Origin of the sequence: Marinobacter sp. ELB17, from assembly GCF_000169375.1 — a bacterium.
Lineage (GTDB): Bacteria > Pseudomonadota > Gammaproteobacteria > Pseudomonadales > Oleiphilaceae > Marinobacter.
Map to the genome: position 1 here is coordinate 169,337 of NZ_AAXY01000001.1, position 20,336 is coordinate 189,672.

The window sequence follows — 20,336 nt, forward strand, 5'->3', positions numbered from 1 at the left end:
AACATTATAACAGTTGCGATCCGTGCTGCCAGAGTTTCCGCACCGTTGGGTGAGGCATCAGCGTAATTGCTGCGCCAGGCTTTCCAGATATTCCAGATTGGGAATCCAGGCGCGCTCGCCGTCTACTTCGACTTCCATTAGGTCGGCGACGCCGGTTGGACTGTCCAGGCGCTGAATCTGGCTTTGATTAATACGATTCTGGCTGGGTATGCCCTGAGTCATCAAAGCAATAAAGGGGTGTTCGCGGTGTTCTTCGACGATGCTGTTGAGGATAACCACCCGGCCGCGGCGATTATTCGGTTGTGCCAATTGGCCGCCGCTGGCTGCGTCGTAGGATATAACCGGTAGCCTTAGCCCGCGCCATTCCAGATGGCCGGCCAGCCAGGCGGGTGCGTCGGCGCTTGTGTTGATGTCGGGGCTGTAGTCCACCACTTCAGCCAGCGATACGTTGGGCAGTAGAAGCTGACGGCCGATCATCGGAATCATCACGCAAGCCAGGGTCTGGTTGTTATCGGTCATGGGTTACCTCCGGCGTAATCTGATGGCTGACTGCTTTGCTGCAGGTCAGTGTTTTCGAGAGTTGCGACCAGTTTCTGCGCTAGCTGCTGGGGCGTGCCACGAAAGCTGACACAGCCGGTGGCGGCGACCGATTCGGGCATGGAGGCCTGCCCGCAGCTCTCGCTGTCTTGCGCCCAGATGCGGCTGCCGTAGGCGCGCAGCATGGGTGCAGCCACTGCGCCATCGCATCCCATACCGGAAAAAATAATGGCGTGGCAGTTTTCGCGGTAGTAATTCGACATATTCAGCAGCACCTGGTCGATGGACGGGCCATAGGGCCCCGGCCAAGGGCCAGGCAGCTCCTCCAGTGCGCCGCTGCGGTCTATCTGCCATTCGTGGTCGACCGGTAGCATGACCACTTCCCCCGTTGCGATGACGTCACCCGGCTTTGCTGTTTTCAAGCGGTAGTGGGCGTGGCGGCCCAGTACCCGGGTTAACACGTCTGTAAACTGACCGTCGATGTGCTGGGCATACACAAACCCCACCGGCAAATCGGGGGGAAGCTGGTCCAGAAAACTCTTTACCGCTTCTGGCCCACCTAGTGACGCCGCCAGAACCCATACCTGCCTGGCGGCTATGAGCTCTGATGGTTCTGCGTTGGCGCTCTGGGGTGCTGATAACGGCCCGAGCAGGCGCTCCAGTTTATTCTCCAGCTTACGTTGCCAGCGGGCGTTGTCTTTACCGTTCTCAGCGGGCGCGGGGTCCAGTCCTAATAATACCGGCGCATCTCCGTCAATGAGGGCCAGATCCCAATCTTCGGGATGCTCCTCTTCGTCTTCCAGCTGAACCAGCCAGCAGGCCGCCAGCGGCAATATTGCACTGGCGTACAATTCCGCCGGACTGCCGCAAAAACAGGTAACCAGCCCCAGTTCTTTTAGGCTAGATCTGAGCCGTTGCCGCTGCGTGACGGTATCTGCCACTATGCCGATAGCCAGTGTGCCGGCGCCAGTTGCCATCATTGGTTACCTGTCAGCCTGCGAATGGCCTCTAGCAGGGTGGTCTCCTGGAACGGCTTACCCAGGTATTCGTTAACGCCAATGGCTAATGCACGCTCACGATGTTTTTCTCCGGTACGGGAGGTAATCATGCAAATGGGTGTATTTCGCAGAACGTCGTCGTGGCGAACAAAGCCGGCCACTTCAAAGCCATCCATGCGCGGCATTTCAATATCCAGCAGGATGATATCAGGCTGGTAATCCTGCAACTGGGCCACGGCATCCAAGCCGTCTTTGGCAGTAATCACTTCCATACCGTTGCGCTCAAGAAGGCGCGACGTCACTTTACGCACGGTTACGGAATCATCGACCACCATCACCAGGGTGGCGCGCTGGTGAAGTCGCGGTTTCTGGCGCGGCTGGTCTGTTTTGAAGCTGGCGCGCTGCTGCTCTGACAGTATGTCGGAGCGGATCATTGCTGGCAGATCAAGAATGACCACCACATTTCCGTCACCCAGAATGGTGCCGCCGGATACGCCACGCACAGAGTTGAACTGAGGCCCGAGAGATTTCACCACAATTTCGCGGCTGCCCACCAGGCTGTCTACCTGCAGGGCCATAGGTTGCTCTGCGCCGCGCACCAAAATAACCGGCAGTGGCAGTGCCTGGCCCTGAAGCTTTGGCTGGTGTTCGCTGTTCAGCAGATTGCCCAGATACTGCAGGCGATACTCCTGACCGGCGTACTCGTACAGCGGCGCTTCAGGTTTGTAATATTCTTCCAGCTCGTAGGTGCTCACCCGCACTATGCCTTCAATGGTGTTCAGCGGTATGGCGTAGAAATTGTCGCCGCTGGTGACCATCAAGGCACGGTTAACCGACACGGTGAACGGTAGTCGAACGGTAAATGTGGTGCCGTGGCCGGCGCTGGAGTGAATGTCGAGGCTGCCACCCAGCTGTTTGATTTCTGACGCTACCACGTCCATGCCAACGCCTCGGCCGGATACCTGGGTAATCTCCTTGGCGGTGGAAAAGCCTGGTGTCATGATCAGCTGCAGAACCTCGCGCTCTGTCAGCACATCATTTGGGCCGACCAGGCCCTGACTGACGGCTTTGTTGCGTACCTGCTCGGTAGAAATGCCGGCACCATCATCCCGCATGCGCAGAACAACGTCGCCGCCTTCGCGTTGCAGCGACAGGCTGATTTCCCCTGTTTCTGCTTTGCCTGCGGCCAGACGCTTTTCGGGCGCTTCAACGCCATGGTCCAGCGCGTTACGCAGCATGTGCTCCAGAGGCGCAATCATCCGTTCCAGAACGTTGCGGTCCATTTCGCCTTCGGCGTTGTACACCTCAAAATTGGCTTTCTTGTCTAGCTCGGCGCTGATTTGGCGCACAATACGGCGTAAACGCGGCACCACTGAGGCGAACGGAATCATGCGGGTCTTCATCAGACCTTCTTGCAGTTCCGTATTGATACGTGACTGCTGCACCAGCAGGGTTTTGGTGTCGCGAATCCGGTCGGCCAAGGTTTGGCGCAGATCGATCAGGTCGGAAGACGATTCCGACAGAGCCCGCGATAGCTGCTGTATAGACGAATAACGATCCATTTCCAGTGGGTCGAAGTCTTCACCGTAATCGGGCCCGAGCTCTTTTTCGGCGCGGAACAGAATCTGGGTTTCGGTTTCGATATCCATGCGCCGCAGCTGTTCGCGCAAGCGCTCAATAGTGGCGGCCATCTCTTCCAGAGTGTGGCTAAAATCACTGGTTTGCTGTTCCAGGCGGCCGCGGGCAATACTGGTTTCGCCCGCCAGATTGACCAACTCGTCAAGCAGCGGTGCCGACACCCGAATGGTTTCTTGCGTGGTGCGCAAGGTCTTGCGGGTTTGCGTGCGCGCAGGCTTTGGCTTGGGCACTGCAACAGTGGGCGTTTGCCGCTGCTCTGGTGCCGGCGCTGGCGCTTCCTGTGCAGCTTCCTGCTCGACTTTTTGTTCCACTATCGCAGGCTTTTGAACCAGCGCTGAAGGCTCGGTCTGTTGCGGCGGATGCAGCTGGTGCACCTGCGCGATCAGATCCTGAGCTGGTGGGCAGGCTTTGCCGGTGGCAATTTGTTCTACCATGGCGGCCAGGCGGTCGTGACAGGCAAACAGAGGTTCGTACAACTCTGGCCCGGGCTTCAGTTCGCCCCGCGTAATCAGCTCGAACAAACCCTCCAGAGCGTGTGTCAGATCACCCATGGCGTCTGCGCCCGCCATTCGTGCGCCGCCTTTCAAGGTGTGCACATCGCGCTGCAATTCGGCGGCAAGCATGCTGTTTTCGGGATTCTCGCTCCAGCTGTGCAGTGCGCTGCCGGTGGCGTTGATCAGGTCATAGGCTTCTTCCAGGAAGATGCCCATCAGTTCCGGGTCGGTGGTTACGCTGTTGGTGTCGTGCGCGTCTGGGCTTGGCTCCGGTTGCAAAGCAACCGAGGAATGATCGGCGCTAGCGCTTGCAGCGTTGCTGGAATAACGTTGTATTTCTGCGATCAGGTCGGGCGCTGAGCGCGGACTGTCGCCATTTTCCAGCGTTTCTACCATGCTGGCCAGACGGTCGTGACAGCTGAAAAGCAGGTCAGACAGCATCGGCGATATTGCCAGTTGTTGCTGAACCAGCCCTTCGAACAGGGTTTCCAGTTCGTGGGCCAGATCACCAATACTGCCCACTTTGCTCAGGCGGGCACCGCCTTTGAGGGTGTGCAGGTCCCGTTGCAGCAATCGCAGTAAATCGTGATTGCCGCTGTCCTGACTGAAGCGCTGAAGTGCGTCGGCGGTGCTGTCGATCAACTCGCGGGCTTCTTCCTGGAAAATTTCCAGCACTTCATGATCTATGTCGTCTTCCGTATCCGGTGTGTAGGGCTGCACGGGTGCTTCAAATGCTATCTCAGCAGCTGCCGGTTCGTTGTCTATGTGTTGGTGATGGTTTAGGTTTTCGTCTTCCTGGAACTCGGCAAGGAAGGCGTCGCTGGCCAGAACATCATCGGTAAGATCCATCAGCTGCTGTCGCAGCGGATCTGCGCTGTCGATGGTCAGTCCGGCGGCGGCCTGATCCATCATGTTGATTAGCTGCTCATGGGCCAGGTGCAGGCAGGCCTGAAGTTCGGGTTTTGGCTCGCGGTCGCTGTCAGCCAGAACGCTGTAGCTGTCTTGCAACGCCGCCGACAACGTGGCTATGTCGTCCAGGCCGGTAATTTCGGTAGCCGCGGTCAGCAGCGTCAGTTCGTGACGCAGCTGTTCAAGGGCTTGGCCATTAGCGGGGTTGGCAATCCAGCTGTCCAGTATGCGGCTGGCGTTAAGCACGATGTTGATGTCGTCGCTAAGAAAGAGTTCTAGCAAAGCGGAGCGGCTATTGGCCGACGATAGCTGGGTGTCATCGTAGCTGGTGCCCGTTAAGGTAGCGCGAGCCAGCTGTGCCAGTTGCTCCAGGAACTCGCGGCTGCCCGGTAATTCTGCCAGTGGCTGGCTGTGAAGTTGCAACAGGCCCTGGTTTAACAATGACACGCCTTGCTCTAGCAAGGAGATAACATCGCGGTCGCACCGTTTGTTTTCAGCGCGGGCGTCTTTCACAAAGCGCTCAAGAGGGGTAACCAAATCGGCAATGGGCGTTATACCGGTGGTGTGGGCACTGCCTTTGAGGGTATGCAGTGCCCGTGTTAGTTCGTCGGTATAGGCCGTGGTTTGTTTGTTTGCGGCACTGGCAATATAGGCTTCCACCGTTTTTAGGTGAGACAGGGCCTCGCTCTCGAAAATGTCCAGCAGAAGCTGGTCTACGTCTGACTCGTCGTCCAGCTCTGGCCCTGAATCGGGCGATTGCAGAACATCGCCGGTGGCGGCTTCGCTTGCGGCAACTGCACTAGTGGCCGCCAGCACGTCTTTGCCGTCGGCCAGTGCATGGGCGCGGGCTTGTGCTTCATGGGTGTCAACGGTTGCGCTGCGGTGTTGTTCAAAATCACTGACCAACGCCGGCAAAATCGCGATAACATCGCTAATCAGAGCGGCAACGGCGTCACTCATGCTGCGGCTGCCGTCAAGCACCCGGTTCAGCAGATTTTCCACAGACCATGCCAGTTCACCGATCACGTCGGCGCCGACCATGCGGCCACTGCCTTTAAGGGTGTGAAAGGCGCGGCGCACTTCACCCAAGGCGCTGCGATCGCCATAGTGACGCAACAACATAGGCATGTATTCATCAATACTGGCTAATACTTCACCGGCCTCTTCGATGAAAACTTCCAGGATTTCGTCGTCAATCAGCTCGCTTTGCGGGTTACCGGTGCGGTCTGTGGCGCTGGCCGGCGCATTGGTAGCGGCAGCGGTATCTGCGGTATCTGCGCGGCGAGTGGTAGTGATGGCTTCGGCACGAGCAACCAGATTGGCAACATCGCCCTCCGGGTTGCCGGCGCGGAACTCATTGATCAGCTGCGGTAGGTACGCGTTGGCGTCAGTGACCAGAGAAAACACGTCATCGTTGGGTTTGACGGTTTGATCAATCAGTTTGTTCAGCAGGTTTTCAACCGCCCAGGCCAGTTCGCTCAGGCTGCTGGCGCCCACCAGGCGGCCGCTGCCTTTGAATGTGTGATAGGCGCGGCGCATTTCGGCCAGCGCTGCACGGTCGTCGTGATTCCGTTGTAAGCGCGGATAGTATTCGTGGATGGTCGCCAGAACTTCTTCGGCTTCCTCGATGAAAATACCAACAATTTCGTCATCCAACAGTTCGTCTGGGGCTACACCCGTGTCTAAGGTGGGCGCTGATACGGCGTCCAGCAGTGGCGTGTCCACCAAGGGAATGTCGGCTTCGTTGATGTCAGCTCTGGGACGCCAGGTAGACGGCTTGCCTGCCGGGAAGCCCAAGCTTTCGAGACTGATTTCCGCCACCCGCAACACGCTGTCGTTGTCACGGATCCCCTCACTCAAGCGTTCCAGATAGTACTCGATGCTGGTAACAGCATCGGCCAGAGTATCCAGCTCCTGCCAGTTGGGCACCTCGCGACCGCTCAGCAGCACGTCATTGATGTAGCGTTCCATGGCTTCCAGCAACTCGCTGGCACGCTCAAGCGGTATCAACCTCAGACCACCGCAGATGCTGTGCAGCAGCGCCGGTAGGTGTTCAATCTCACGGGTGTCCCACTGTGAGGCAATAAAGTTGACGACGGCCGATTTGGCCTGTTCCAGAGTATTGCGAGACTCCTTCAGCAGTGCACCGTTGGCATCCCCCAGCTCCCGCGAACCGGGGTTCAGCAGGTCGCGCTGGTCGGTATCTTCATGCTGGCCGTCCTGACCCAGATTAGCCAGACTGGCTTCCACATAGAGCAGGGCGCCGGCGATGTCCATCAGCGTGTTATCGGATACACGCTGATCCTGACGGACCAGTTGGGCCACCAGATCAATCTGTTCATTAACCACTTTACGCGGCACGCCCAGACCAACAACCGCAAGGGTGTTGGCTACCTGCTGTAAACCTGGCAGCAGGTCTTCGAGTTCATCGTTGCTGCGCAGGTCGGCGCGGACGAACAGGTCCAGCAAGTCTTTGAGCTTGGCGAGTTCTTCGTTGAGGGCGTGCACAACAGAATGGATGGCGTCGCGATTAGGGCCGCTGACCCGTGAACGTGCTGCATCTACATCATCATCAGAAGGTAATGCCTGGGCTAGCTGGTAATCCGTGCGCAGGGCTTCTATGCGTGGTGAATCGAGTTCGCGGGCGCGGGCTACATAATACAGTAGATTTTTGAACAGAGCCTCTGGTGCGGGATGTGCCAGGGCCGTGCCGGGATTTTCTGTTAATTGTCGAATTTCGCTATCCAGCTCCCGCAGCAGCGACTTTACAGCCGCGTTAACCGGGTTGGCTTTAAGCTGAAGTGTTTCGACAAAACCAGCGGCGGCTTTCCACAGCTCACCCCGCGGCGTTTTCTGACACAGCCGAACCAAGCGTTTGATTACTTTTTGCATGTAATCAAAGTTGGAGCCCAGGTCGGCTTCCCGCACCACTCCAGCCAGCGCGAACTGATACATTTGCCGCAGTTTGCGTACATGGTCGCGCACTTTTGGTTCTTGCAATCGGTCGTCTTTTATTTCACCGCGGGCGCGCGCCGGCGACATATCAGGCTTGAACAAAGAGGTGTCAGATAACAATGCTTCGCCGCGTGCGGCGCGCAGATCATTCAATAGGGGCAGCAGCACCAGCGGGAAATCATCACTGCTTCTGTCAATATGGTCGAGGTATTGCGGCAACTGCAGAATGGCCTGCATCAGCACTTCAACGGCTTCGTTTTCGCTGTCAACCTGGTTGCCCAGAATGGCTTGGGTGAGTTTTTCCATCTCTTCGGTGAGCAGGGATGCTCCGTAGAGCTCAACCATTTGCAGTGTGCCGTGCACTTGGTGGAGATAGTTCAGGCAAAAGCGTAGGCGGGCCGTGTCTTTACGGTTGTCCACATAGCTTTCCAAAGCCTGCTGGCCCTGAGTCAGCGTACTCTGTATTTCGCCCCGAACCCAGTCGAGGGCGATACTGTCATGGTTATTGCCCATAACCTCTCCGGTTATTCGTCGTCAGTCTGGCGTTTGGTCCACGCCAGTACATGTCCCGAGGGCACCCGCTGCAAGCCGGGTGGATGCCATTTGCTTAGCTCGCCCTGGCCCAAAATCAACAGGCCACCTGGAGCCAGGCGTTCTGCCAAATGCCGAACGATCTCCTGGCGGCGCCAGCGGTGAAAATAAATCAGTAGATTCTGGCAAAAAATAATGTTCATTCCGTGAGTCGGCGCGCTTTCCAGATCCAGCACATTCAGGCAATTAAAGCACACGCGCTCGCGAAGGCTGCTGCATATCTGTACCTGTTTGCTGTCAATCGGGCTGAAGTAACGGGCCTGAAACTCCGGTTTCATACCTTCAAGCCGGCGCAGGTTAAAGTAACCACGGCGGGCTTTTTCAAGCACTACGGGACTAATGTCCGATGCGGTTATCCCGAACAAGGGCTCTACGTCGCGCTGTTGCAAACAGTCAGCTAACACCATGGCCAGAGTGTAGGGCTCCTCACCGCTGGAGCAGCCAACACTCCAGGCTTCCAGAGGCCGTTGCGTCAGTTGTTCGCGCGAATGCCCGTTTACATAATTGGCGACCATCTGGCAGGCATCCGGGTCACGAAAAAAACGGGTTTCATGAACCGTTAACCGGTCTACCAGGCTGGCCCATTCACGGATAGCACCGCTACCGCACACCACCGCCTGGTAATAGTCCTGGTAGCTTGAGTAGCCAAGCTCGCGCATGCGTATGCCAAGATTGGTTTCTAAAAACGAGCGTCGTGCGCTTGCCAGCGCCATGCCCGTGCGCTGCTCCAGCAGCGTTTGCCACTGGTCGAACTGCGCATCGTCCATGGCCGTAAAGCGCTGTGGAGTCCAGCGGCCGCTCATTGCGGCCTGATTGCCCGGGGCGTTTGCCATTGCTGCTTCCACCTCTGATTCAGACTCAGCTCACCAGCGGAACCTTGATGTCTGCTACTTCGTCTTCCTCTGGAAGTTTGAAACCTGCTACCGACGAACGCAGCTCGAAGGCCATGTCTGCCAGATTACCGATTGAGTAAGCCGTGGCATTGGTGCCCGATGAGGTCTGCGAGGTTATTTCCTGAATGACGTTCATGGTATTGGAAATGTGCGAAGCAGAAGAAGACTGTTGGCGAGCCGCGTTGGAGATGTTCTGAATCAGCTCCGCGAGGTTCGTGGAAACGTTTTCGATTTCTTCCAGGGCGACACCTGCGTCTTGCGCCAGGCGGGCACCACGGACCACTTCGGCAGTGGTGTGCTCCATCGAGATAACCGCTTCGTTGGTATCTGACTGGATGGTTTTTACCAAAGCTTCGATTTGCTTGGTGGCGGCAGAAGACCGTTCTGCCAGCCGTTGTACTTCGTCTGCAACTACGGCAAAGCCACGGCCGGCATCACCCGCCATAGAAGCCTGAATAGCGGCGTTCAGCGAAAGAATGTTGGTCTGGTCGGCAATGTCGTTGATCAGCGACACGATGTCGCCGATTTCCTGGGATGATTCGCCCAGGCGTTTGATGCGCTTGGAGGTTTCCTGAATTTGCTCGCGAATATTGTCCATGCCGCGGATGGTGTTTTGCACCACGTCGGTGCCTTTTTTGGCGATGGCAACCGAGCGTTCCGCTACCGCAGACGATTCTGCGGCGTTAGACGATACCTGGTCAATGGATACGGCCATTTCGTTAACCGCTGCCGAGGCGCCGGCAATTTCCTGTGCCTGGTGTTCGGAAGCGTCGGCCAGCTGCATGGCTGTAGACTGACTTTCTTGAGCCGCTGTAGCAACTCGCACAGCGGTACCGCGAATGGCTTGCACCAGTCCGCGCATCTGGTCGATGGCGTAGTTGATTGAGTCGGCGATGGCGCCGGTAAAGTCTTCGGTTACCGTGGCCTCTGCGGTCAGATCACCGTCGGCCAGGTCGGCCAGTTCGTCCAGCAGACGTAAGATGGCGTTCTGATTCTGGTCATTCTGCGCTTGGGTTTTGGTCAGTCGGGTCTGGGATTCGCGATAAACCGCCAAACCAATGAACACGACGATAGCAATCACTGCGGCCAGCAGCGCAAAGGCAAGAGTAGGGCTGATGACTCGCGCGGCCGAAAGGTCACGCAGTTCTGTGGCCAGTTCGGACAGTTCTGTGAGCAGAATTTCGGAGTTTTCGAAGATGTCGTTAGCGGCGTTGGAGACTTTGAACAGATCGGGAGACGCCTGCAATACCGCATCGGCGTTGCTGGCAATGAACCCGAACAGCTCGGCGACCGCCCCGAGCCCGTAAAGCGCACCTTCGTTGGCAACGCGGGTGATGGCCAGCGCGTTGTTGCCGTCAAGCTGGCCATTCAGTACGCGGCCAAACTGGGTGGCGTCGGTCAAAAAACGGTCGGCGGCGGTCACCGCGTCTTCGTCACCGGAGAGCACGTTGTTCACTGAGCGGAACATACGCTCAGCCAGCAACGACTGACGTCGCGCCAGAGCAATCTGGGCTTCCGGGGCACCGCTGTCCTGAAGAACCATAGAGACGTCTTCGTATTCAACCTGCATCTGCGGGATGATTTCACTGAGAGTGCTGGTCACCTCCTGCATGTTCATGACCGAGTCGCGGGTGGCCAGAATAATGTCGGCGTTTTCGCGCACCGAATCCCAGTGCTGCTGCACATTGCTGGCAGCTGCGGCTTCACTGGCGGGCAGGCCAGTTTGCGGGTCGCCCTCGGTCAGATTGCTCCAGAGCTGGCGGAAGCTGTCGCGGGCGTTGCTCAGCTGGTCAAACGCGCTGGCGTTGCCACTGACGGCCTCGGTGGCGTTTTTGGCGATCTGCTGCGACAGCACTCTCAGCTCGGCGGTGGTGTTCGTGTATTCGCGATCGTACTGGCTGTCACGGTTAACCATGAACAGCACCACAACCAGTAATACGGTGAGGGCGATCAGCACGGTAGTCAGCCCGGCAATCAGTTTGTTGCCACCTTGTCTGCTACCGAGTCTTCCGGCTTTGTTTTTCATCTTCTGGCTCCCGGCCTTTGTTCTGAAATGGACAAGTCTGTTGGTTCGGAATGGGTGCGGTCACAGGCTGATAAGCCTGCCACGGCCGTTGCGATCAACGCTGTGCAACGTCAAGAAAGCGTTCGTCACCGAGCAGCTCGGTAGCCGAGAACACATTCCAGGTTTTCCCGTTGCGCGTATAGCCGCCGGCCACAAAGGGTTGAATACGATCAGGAACACCGCTGGTGTCTGATGTGAAATTCTCTGCGCCGAAATATTGCATGCCTAGAACCGAGTCAACAACCAACCCGCTGAACAAGTCGTCTTTTTCAACCACTAGGACCCTTCGTTGGCGTGGGCCGGTGCCGGAGCGGGGCAGTTCAAAAAAAGCGTCAAGATCGACCAGGGGCAATAATCGGCCGCGCACGTTGGCCGCTCCCATCAGAAACGGGCGTACGCCTGGTATCTGGGTAAAACGGGGGACATGCAGTATTTCAGTAACCTCGCCCATGGGCGCAACGTAGTGTTCACCAGCCAGCATAAAACCGATTCCATTCCATTGTTCGGCCGTTTTTTCCTGCTCTGGAAGGCCTGCTGATAACTGACGGCTGCGTAGGGCTATGTTCGTCAGAACAGCAAAGGGGGCAGGCTGGGCAGACATACGTACTCCGTGTTTGAAAATCAGCCAATCAGGCTATTGATGACCTGAATCAGATCGTTCTCATTAACCGGCTTGACCAAATAACCTTTGGCACCCTGCCGAGTACCCCAAACCCGGTCTGTTTCCTGATCTTTGGTGGTCACAATGATGACCGGAATCGATGCCGTTTCCGGGGCGCGGGTTAGCTGGCGGGTGGCCTGAAAACCGTTCAGGCCCGGCATGACGACATCCATCAGCACCAGGTCTGGGGTTTCCGAGCGAGCTTTGGCCACGCCATCGGCGCCGTTATCTGCGGTCAGCACTTCGTGCTGGTGCTTTTGCAGCATGGTGGTGATTTTTTTCACCTCGGTGGGCGAGTCGTCAACAATAAGAATGCGAGCCATGATGTCCCCAATGAGTTCCGGAATTGTCAGAATTAGTGCTGCGCCTGCGGCACGAAATGACGAATGGTATTAAGCAGCTCGTCTTTGCTGAATGGTTTGGTCAGATACTGATCGGAACCCACAATACGGCCTTTTGCCTTGTCAAACAGGCCATCTTTACTGGACAGCATGATTACCGGCGTGTTCTTAAAGGTAGAATTGTTCTTGATGAGGGCGCAGGTCTGATAACCGTCTAGCCGCGGCATCATGATATCAACAAAAATAATGTCGGGTTTGGAATCGGCAATTTTGGCCAGAGCATCGAAACCGTCAGTCGCGGTTATGACATCACAGCCAACTTTCTTTAAAAGGGTTTCGGCAGTGCGACGAATCGTTTTGCTGTCGTCGATTACCATGACTTTCAAGTTCCCGAAGTTGTCGTCCATTGTCCAACTGCCTTGCGCTCAGCGACTGTATTGTTAGCAAACCGGGGTTCTAGCACAAACACCAATGTTGTCCTATGAACTCCGCTCCTTTATAAAGTATAGGTGCCCGAATAGACAGTACTTGTTCGTCAACAAACGTACTTTTGTCTGCCCCATCACGTTATGGGCTGAGGATTTCTGCAGATGCATTCACGGCTCGGGTACAATACCATCTGAACTGTCAGCATAGCACTATGTGAAAGGCCTGCTTTGCAGACCGGTTCGTATTTTTAAATCCCCGGCAATAGAAAGAGACGTTATGACAGTCCGACTCGGTATCGTGATGGATCCCATTGACAGGATCCAGTTCAAAAAAGACAGCTCGCTGGCCATGCTTTGGGCCGCTCAACAACGGGGCTGGCAATTGGTTTATATGGAACCGGAGGATCTGTATCTGAATGGCGGCCAGGCTCGGGCCCGCAGCCGCAACCTGACTGTGCGGATGGACCCAAACGACTGGTACAGCTTTGAATCGGAAGCCGACATTGCCCTGGGCGATCTAGACGTTATTTTGATGCGCCAGGACCCCCCGGTCGATCGTGAATTTCTGATGGCCACCTATATCTTGAGCGCCGCTGAAGTGCAGGGCGCGCTGGTGATGAACCCGCCGGCTACTCTGCGTGACTGCAACGAAAAGCTGTTTGCCACCCAGTTTGAAGACCTGACGCCGCCGCTGATTGTCACTTGCTCTTCAGCGCGCTTACGCGCGTTTTACGCCGAGCACAAAGACATCATCATGAAGCCAATCGATGGCATGGGCGGCAGTTCTATATTTCGTATTAAAGAAAACGACGGCAACCTGGGTGTGATCATTGAAACCCTCACTGAACACGGCACCCGGCAGGCCATGGCGCAGAAGTTTGTGCCCGCAATCACACAGGGCGACAAACGCATTCTGATGATTGAAGGTGAGCCCGTACCCTACGCGTTGGCGCGCATACCCTCCGCCGGTGAAAACCGCGGTAATCTGGCTGCCGGTGGCCGCGGTGAAGGCCGCGAACTGACCGACCGCGATCGCGAGATATGTGCCCGGGTGGCTCCGGTGATAAAAGCCAAGGGCCTGATGTTTGTGGGTCTGGACGTGATTGGCGATTACCTGACCGAAATCAACGTAACTAGCCCCACTTGTATCCGCGAACTAGACGCCGCCTTTGGCATTGATATCAGCGCGATGTTGATGGATGCCATTGCCAAACGGCTGCAGCAGCGCTGATTGTTTAAAGCGGTATTAATTTGATGGTTCAAGAGCAACGGGAATGGCAGTTCAGGTAAGCGATGTTGATCGGTTTTCGTTCACCCTGTTTATGGCTTTGGCGATTCACGGGGTGATTGTGTTGGGCATTACTTTCGCGCCCGAGACACCGCCGCCATCGGCGCAAACCATGGAAATTACCCTGTCGCGTTTCGCCGATGAAAAAGCGCCGGAAAAAGCGGATTTTCTGGCACCCACCAATCAGCAGGGCAGCGGCACCGAAGAACAGGCGAAAGAACTGACCAGCCCGCAGCCGGTGGAACTGAACCAAACCGAAGTTGCGCATGTTCAACCCGAGCCTCAGGCGCAGCCCGAACCACAGCCGGTGCAACAGCAAGCGGTGGTGAGGACCAAAGCGCTCAGTGCAAGGAAGGTTGCCAAGCCAGAAATCCGCGCCGAAGCAGTGAAAGAACTGCCAACAAAGCCAAGGCTAAATCTGCTGCAGCGCAGCCTGGAAATTGCCAGTCTGGAAGCCCGACTGGATGCCCAGCAACAAGCCTATTCACGCAAGCCCCGTGTGCTGCGGGTAACCGCGGCTTCAACGCTTCGGTCCAGCAACGCCTGGTATGTTCAGAACTGGGTCAGCAAGGTTACCAGAGTGGGTAACATGAATTACCCCGCCGAAGCCCGGAATAGCGGTCTTTATGGTGACTTGCGTTTGCTGGTCACACTGCGCAAAGATGGCAGTCTTAAGGAAGTTCTAGTGGTGCAGTCGTCCGGGAGCACTTTACTGGACGACGCGGCCATTCGCATTGTGAGGCTTGCGGCGCCCTATCCGCCATTCCCCAAGGAAATGAGCCGCAATGTTGATGAACTTGAAATCATACGTACCTGGTCATTCCAGCAGCGGGGGCTGACATCCGGATGAGCGATACTGCCAATACAACGGACAATTTCCGCAATCATTTTCTGGTGGCGTCACCGTGGATGAGCGACCCGCGTTTTCACGGCGCGGTGATCTATGTGTGTGAACATTCCGCCGAGGGAGCGCTGGGTTTGGCCGTGAACCAGCCGCTGGACATACATTTGGGGGAAATCCTGGAACAGCTCGACATGCACGGCGGCGAACTGGATTTGCCGGTGTTTGCCGGCGGACCGGTGCAGACCGAGCGCGGTTTTGTGCTGCACAACCCCGGGCAGCGCTGGCAGCATACTGCGGAAGTGACCGCAGACATCTGGCTGACCACCTCGCGCGACATATTGGCCGACATTGGCGCTGCCAAGGGACCGGATGAATTTCTGGTGGCCTTGGGTTACGCCGGTTGGGGTGACGGTCAGTTGGAAGCGGAGTTGGGCGGCAATACCTGGCTGACGTGTCCGGCGAGCCCAGACTTATTGTTTCGTACGCCCTGGAGCCGTCGCTATCAGGCGGTTCTGGCCAGTATGGGCATCGACATTAACCAGCTTAGCGAGACCACAGGCCATGCATGAAGCCGGCCAGCGCCGCGTTATGGCGTTTGATTTTGGCACCCGCCGCATCGGCGTTGCCGTGGGCCAGGAAATGCTCGGCCGCGGCGAGCCACTGACCATGATCGCGGCCCGTGATGGCACGCCAGACTGGACCCAACTGGAAAAACTGCTGCACGAATGGCGCCCTGACTTGGTGGTGGTAGGCCTGCCGCTGAACATGGACGACAGCGAAAACGAGATGTGCGTCCGCGCTCGCAAATTTGGCAAGCGCCTGCACGGGCGCTTTCACGTAACCGTGGAAATGGTGGACGAGCGCCTGACCAGCTATCAGGCCAAAGGTGAAGTGATGGCCGCCGGCGGTAGCCGCAATTATAGGCGCGATGGTATAGATGATCGCGCCGCGGTGCTGATTCTGGAAACCTGGTTTAATCAATAGCCCTGTCTGACAACCCATGTTGAACTAACGAATGTTAACCACAGTGCCTGCCCGGTGCTGCGACGAGGATCTATGAACGGACAACTTGATATAGAGCCACTACTGGACAAAATGGAAGCCGGTCTGCGCCAGTTGCTGCAGGAACGTGGCGTAAGTTCACCGGCGCTTATCGGGATTCGAACCGGTGGTGTGTGGCTGGCTGCTGAGCTGGCCCGGCGCCTGCAGTTGCAGGAACCGTTCGGTGAGCTGGACATTTCATTTTACCGCGACGATTTCAGTCGTATTGGTCTGAACCCTAAGGTAAAGCCGTCGAGCTTGCCGTTTGATACCGCCGATCGAGACGTAGTGTTGATAGACGACGTGATCATGAGCGGCCGTACTATTCGTGCCGCGATGAATGAAATTTTCGATTATGGCCGCCCGGCCAGTATTATATTGGCTACGCTGATTGATTTGGGCGCCCGTGAACTGCCGGTGCAGCCCGATGTGCGTGGCCTTGCGTTGAGGCTGGAAACCAGCCAGCGCATAAAGTTACGCGGGCCCGATCCGCTGCGTATTGAACTGGAACAGGCCTAGCTCCACTTAAGCCACATCCTAGCCGTGCCCCAGCCACCTTTGTTTATACAGGCAACCCATGATCGCAACCGCTACCGGCCCCCATCATTTGCAGCTGACCCGGGAAGGTCAGTTGCGGCATTTTCTGACTCTGGACGGCCTTGGCCGCGAGTTGCTGACCGACATCCTCGACACGGCTGACTCCTTTATAGAGGTGGGCGAGCGCACTATTAAAAAGGTTCCGTTGCTGCGCGGGCGTACCGTGGTGAATCTGTTTTTCGAATCCAGTACCCGCACCCGCAGCACCTTCGAGCTGGCGGCCAAACGCCTGTCTGCAGACGTACTGAATCTTGATATCAGCACCTCGGCGACCTCTAAAGGCGAATCCTTGGCGGATACCTTGTACAACCTGGAGGCCATGGCCAGCGACATGTTTGTGGTGCGTCACGCCCAAAGCGGTGCACCGCACTTTATTGCCGAAAGCGTGACGCCCAAAGTGGCCATCATTAACGCCGGCGACGGGCGCCATGCCCATCCCACTCAGGCCATGCTGGACATGCTCACTATTCGGCAGCATAAAAAAACCTTTGCCGGTTTGAAAGTGGCCATTGTGGGTGATGTATTGCATTCGCGCGTGGCGCGCTCGCAGATTCGTGCTCTTAACGAGCTGGGTGTGGCCGAGGTGCGGGTGATTGCACCGGGCACGCTGTTACCCCGGGATGTAGAAGCGCTGGGTTGCACCGTAGAGTACGACATGATGCGCGGCATGAAAGATCTCGACGTGGTGATTATGCTGCGCCTGCAAAAAGAAAGGATGGAAGGTGCGCTTCTGCCCAGTGAAGGAGAGTTCTACCGCCTTTACGGTCTTGATCGGGCCAAACTGGCGCTGGCGAAACCGGATTGCATTGTTATGCATCCGGGGCCAATTAACCGCGGCGTAGAAATCGAATCGGCGGTGGCCGACGGGCCGCAGTCGGTTATTCTGAATCAGGTGACCAACGGCATCGCCATTCGTATGGCGGTGATGTCCATGGCCATGGGTGGCCAACTGGCTGAGCGTCAGCAAGCGTTGAACGACATTGCCAAACAAGAGGTGCGCTCATGAAACTGTCTTCCCGCCCCCCTGCTGGCAGCGTGAAAATCGTTGGTGGTCAGTTGTACCGTGGAGCCACGGCGACCAGCGCTGGAGCGCTGGAAGCCAACCCTGGCTTGCTGATAAAAAATGGCCGGATTGCCGCCCTTGGCCCCGACGCCCTGGCGCAAGCGGCCGATGAAACCTTGATGGCGGAAAATTGTATTGTCAGCCCGGGGTTTCTGGATTTGTGCTGCAATCTTCGCGAACCGGGCAATAGTCAAAAAGGCAATATGTCCTCGGAAACACGGGCTGCGGCCCACGGTGGCTTTACCAGCGTGTGCGCCGCACCCGACACCTCGCCGGTGAACGATTCTGGCGCTGTGACCAACCTGATTCGTGACATGGCCGCCAGCCGGGCGTTGGTCCGAGTGCTGCCCATAGGCGCGGTTACCCGTGGCCTGGAAGGTGAGCTGCTCAGTGACATGGCCGGTTTGCAGAAGGCAGGTTGTGTTGCCCTAGGCAACGCCTCACGGGGCTTACGTAACGCACGGGTTCTACGACGTTGCATGTCTTACGCCCAGACCTTCGGATTAACGCTGATGTTCAGCCCGGAAAATCAGGCGCTGGCCGCCGATGGTTACGCCCACGATGGCCTGGTGACCACACGCCTTGGTCTGCTGGGAATTCCGGAGGTGGCTGAGACCACCGCGGTCATGGAAATGATCCTGCTGGCGCAGGAAACCGGTGTGCGCTTGCACCTTAGCCAGCTGTCGTGCGCCCGCAGCGTGGACATGCTGGCGGAAGCGCGCCAACGGGGAATTCAGGTCACCGCTGACGTGGCCATGCACCAGCTGGCCTTTACCGAAGACGCGCTGAGTGGGTTTGATAGCCGTTTTCACGTGCGCCCGCCACTGCGCTCAGAGCGTGACCGGCAGGCCTTGGTGGCGGGTGTTCGCGACGGTGTTATTGACGCCATTGTCAGTCAGCATCAGCCCCATGAAAGCGCTGCCAAGCAGGCGCCCCTGGCCGCCAGCGAGCCGGGTTTATCGAGTATTGAAGTTGTGTTGTCGCTGGGCCTGGAGCGGGTAGCTGCTAACGAGCTGAGCCTAACGCAATTGCTGCGCGCGCTGACCGCTGGCCCTGCCACGGTGCTGGGCCAAAGTGAGGCAAGCAACGCAGGCCTGAGCGCCGGTGCAGTGGCAGATCTGTGTATTTTCAATCCCGACCAGTCCTGGCGCCCTGGCCCCGGCACTCTGGTGTCTGCCGGTGGCAACGGACCGGTACTGGAGCGCTCAATGCCGGGTGTGGTGCATTACACCCTGGTTGCCGGCCACAAGGCCTGGCCGTCACTGTTGCCTTAACGAGTTGGTGAACGCCAGTTTTTCAAAGGGCCAGCGGCGAATTCCGGCGTTTGAAAGACCATAAAAAAAGCGCCTTGCGTAACCCGCAAGGCGCTTTTTTTGTCAGCTTGGCTCTACTGCCTGGGACCGGCCGCAACGATCGCGTCTGACACGTCAAACTTTTTGAAGTTTTCCACAAATTGGCCGATCAGCTCGGCTGCTTTTTCGTCGTAGGTTTCGGTGCTGGCCCAGGTGTTTCGCGGGTTCAGCAGTTTGCTGTCAACGCCCGACACGCGTGTTGGCACGCTCAGGTTCAGCGTTGGCAAATGCTCGATTTCCACATCGTCCAGCTCGCCGTTTTGAATGGCGCTGATCAGGGCGCGAGTGGTGGGAATACTGAAGCGCTTGCCTTCGCCGAAGGAACCGCCGGTCCAGCCGGTATTTACCAGGAACACCTTGCTGCCGAATTCGTCCATCCGCTTCATCAGCAACTCGGCATAAACACCGGCCGGACGCGGGAAGAAGGGTGCACCAAAACAGGTAGAGAAAGTAGACTTCAGTTTTGACGAAGAGCCCATCTCTGTTGAGCCCACAAGAGCGGTATAGCCGCTAAGAAAGTGATAGGCCGCCGCTTCTTTGCTGAGGATTGATACCGGGGGCAGAACGCCGGTCATGTCGCAGGTCAGAAATACAATGTGCGACGGCTCGCCGGCCAGGTTTTCTGCTACGCGCTTTTCGATGTGCTCGAGCGGGTAGGCACAGCGAGAGTTTTCGGTCAGCGACACGTCGGTGTAATCTGGCTCGCGAGTTTCTTCGTCAATCATCACGTTCTCGACGATGGCGCCGAAACGGATCGCGTCCCAGATAATCGGTTCGTTCTTCTTGCTCAGATCAATACACTTGGCGTAGCAGCCGCCTTCGATATTGAATACGGTGCCGGGGCCCCAGCCGTGCTCGTCGTCGCCAATCAGATAGCGCTCCGGGTCTGCAGACAGGGTGGTTTTGCCAGTGCCAGAAAGGCCAAAGAACAGGCAGGTTTCGCCGTCGTCGCCCACGTTGGCAGAGCAGTGCATGGGCAGCACGTCTTTCTCTGGTAGCAGGAAGTTCTGCACCGAAAACATGGCCTTTTTCATTTCGCCGGCGTAGCGCATGCCAGCCAACAGAACTTTGCGGCGGGCAAAGTTGATAATAACAGCGCCGTCACTGTTTGTGCCGTCACGCTCGGGCACGCATTTGAAGTTGGCAATGTTAAGAACTTGCCATTCTTGCTTGTCAGCCGGGTTGTAGGTGTTCGGGCGAATAAACAGGTTGCGGCCAAACAGATTCTGCCAGGCCAGTTCGGTGGTCATCTTGATGGGAAGGTAGTGCTCTGGATCGGAGCCCACATGCACAAGAGACACGAAAGAATCCTGCTCGGCCACGTAGGCTTCGACTCTTTCCCATAGGGCGTCGAACTTGTCGGCGTCGAACGGGCGGTTGATCGGGCCCCAGTGAATATCGTCAGCGGTACTGGGCTCTTGCACGATATAGCGGTCCATGGGAGACCGGCCTGTGCGTACCCCGGTTTTAACCACCAGTGAGCCATTTGCAGCCATTTGGCCTTCGTTGCGCGCCAGTGCTTGTTCAACCAGCTGTGCCGTTCCTAGATCTTGATAAGATATGCTCACTACGATCTCGCCCTCGGGTGTCTTGGTGATTGCCAGGGCCGCACCGGAAGCGGTGGAAAACTGAACAATCGAG

General features: G+C 57.1%; 16 protein-coding genes. 7 read left to right on the top strand and 9 right to left on the bottom strand.

All coding sequences use genetic code 11. The features are described 5' to 3' along the window. Nucleotides 1-57: 57 nt before the first annotated feature. The 8 genes from MELB17_RS00920 to pilG form a co-directional block, all read right to left on the bottom strand. Nucleotides 58-519 carry a chemotaxis protein CheW gene (locus MELB17_RS00920; protein ID WP_007348229.1) on the bottom strand — a complete coding sequence of 154 codons (462 nt, stop codon included), beginning with the start codon at nt 517-519 and terminating at the stop codon, nt 58-60. Continuing rightward, entirely contained in the window at nt 516-1,517 is a 1,002-nt protein-coding gene (locus MELB17_RS00925; RefSeq protein ID WP_007348230.1) for a chemotaxis protein CheB, read from the bottom strand. Before MELB17_RS00925 ends, MELB17_RS00920 begins: the two co-directional genes overlap by 4 nt. Further along, entirely contained in the window at nt 1,514-8,044 is a 6,531-nt protein-coding gene (locus MELB17_RS00930) for an Hpt domain-containing protein (RefSeq protein WP_007348231.1), read from the bottom strand. The genes MELB17_RS00925 and MELB17_RS00930 overlap by 4 nt, the downstream gene beginning before the upstream one ends. 11 nt (nt 8,045-8,055) lie before the next feature. Then, entirely contained in the window at nt 8,056-8,955 is a 900-nt protein-coding gene (locus MELB17_RS00935) for a CheR family methyltransferase (protein WP_007348232.1), read from the bottom strand. Nucleotides 8,956-8,980: 25 nt separating this feature from the next. Continuing rightward, on the bottom strand, nt 8,981-11,041 hold the full coding sequence (locus MELB17_RS00940; protein WP_007348233.1) for a methyl-accepting chemotaxis protein: 2,061 nt from the start codon (nt 11,039-11,041) through the stop codon (nt 8,981-8,983). Between the two features lie 94 nt (nt 11,042-11,135). Then, nucleotides 11,136-11,681, bottom strand: a complete 546-nt coding sequence (locus MELB17_RS00945) for a chemotaxis protein CheW (RefSeq protein WP_007348234.1) — start codon at nt 11,679-11,681, stop codon at nt 11,136-11,138. A 20-nt stretch (nt 11,682-11,701) separates the two neighbouring features. Continuing rightward, a complete protein-coding gene (pilH, locus tag MELB17_RS00950; protein WP_007348235.1) occupies nt 11,702-12,064 on the bottom strand; it encodes a twitching motility response regulator PilH in 363 nt (120 codons plus the stop codon). A 32-nt stretch (nt 12,065-12,096) separates the two neighbouring features. Beyond that, nucleotides 12,097-12,489: a twitching motility response regulator PilG gene (pilG, locus tag MELB17_RS00955; protein ID WP_007348236.1), complete on the bottom strand. Its 393-nt coding sequence runs from the start codon at nt 12,487-12,489 to the stop codon at nt 12,097-12,099. Nucleotides 12,490-12,787: 298 nt separating this feature from the next. Here pilG and gshB point away from each other — a divergent pair, with 298 nt between their 5' ends. From gshB to MELB17_RS00990, 7 genes are all read left to right on the top strand, one after another. After that, complete coding sequence (gene gshB, locus MELB17_RS00960; protein ID WP_007348237.1) at nt 12,788-13,741, top strand: glutathione synthase; 954 nt, start codon at nt 12,788-12,790, stop codon at nt 13,739-13,741. A 43-nt stretch (nt 13,742-13,784) separates the two neighbouring features. Next, nucleotides 13,785-14,648 carry a TonB family protein gene (locus MELB17_RS00965; RefSeq protein WP_007348238.1) on the top strand — a complete coding sequence of 288 codons (864 nt, stop codon included), beginning with the start codon at nt 13,785-13,787 and terminating at the stop codon, nt 14,646-14,648. After that, nucleotides 14,645-15,211, top strand: coding sequence for a YqgE/AlgH family protein (locus tag MELB17_RS00970; RefSeq protein ID WP_007348239.1), 567 nt, complete (start codon nt 14,645-14,647; stop codon nt 15,209-15,211). Before MELB17_RS00965 ends, MELB17_RS00970 begins: the two co-directional genes overlap by 4 nt. After that, nucleotides 15,204-15,626 carry a Holliday junction resolvase RuvX gene (gene ruvX / locus MELB17_RS00975; RefSeq protein WP_007348240.1) on the top strand — a complete coding sequence of 141 codons (423 nt, stop codon included), beginning with the start codon at nt 15,204-15,206 and terminating at the stop codon, nt 15,624-15,626. Before MELB17_RS00970 ends, ruvX begins: the two co-directional genes overlap by 8 nt. A 72-nt stretch (nt 15,627-15,698) precedes the next feature. Beyond that, on the top strand, nt 15,699-16,202 hold the full coding sequence (gene pyrR / locus MELB17_RS00980) for a bifunctional pyr operon transcriptional regulator/uracil phosphoribosyltransferase PyrR (RefSeq protein ID WP_007348241.1): 504 nt from the start codon (nt 15,699-15,701) through the stop codon (nt 16,200-16,202). Nucleotides 16,203-16,260: 58 nt separating this feature from the next. After that, nucleotides 16,261-17,286: an aspartate carbamoyltransferase catalytic subunit gene (locus MELB17_RS00985; RefSeq protein ID WP_007348242.1), complete on the top strand. Its 1,026-nt coding sequence runs from the start codon at nt 16,261-16,263 to the stop codon at nt 17,284-17,286. After that, complete coding sequence (locus MELB17_RS00990; protein WP_007348243.1) at nt 17,283-18,617, top strand: dihydroorotase; 1,335 nt, start codon at nt 17,283-17,285, stop codon at nt 18,615-18,617. The genes MELB17_RS00985 and MELB17_RS00990 overlap by 4 nt, the downstream gene beginning before the upstream one ends. 113 nt (nt 18,618-18,730) lie before the next feature. Here MELB17_RS00990 and MELB17_RS00995 read toward each other — a convergent pair whose 3' ends face one another. After that, on the bottom strand, nt 18,731-20,263 hold the full coding sequence (locus MELB17_RS00995; protein ID WP_007348244.1) for a phosphoenolpyruvate carboxykinase: 1,533 nt from the start codon (nt 20,261-20,263) through the stop codon (nt 18,731-18,733). Nucleotides 20,264-20,336 lie beyond the last annotated feature (73 nt).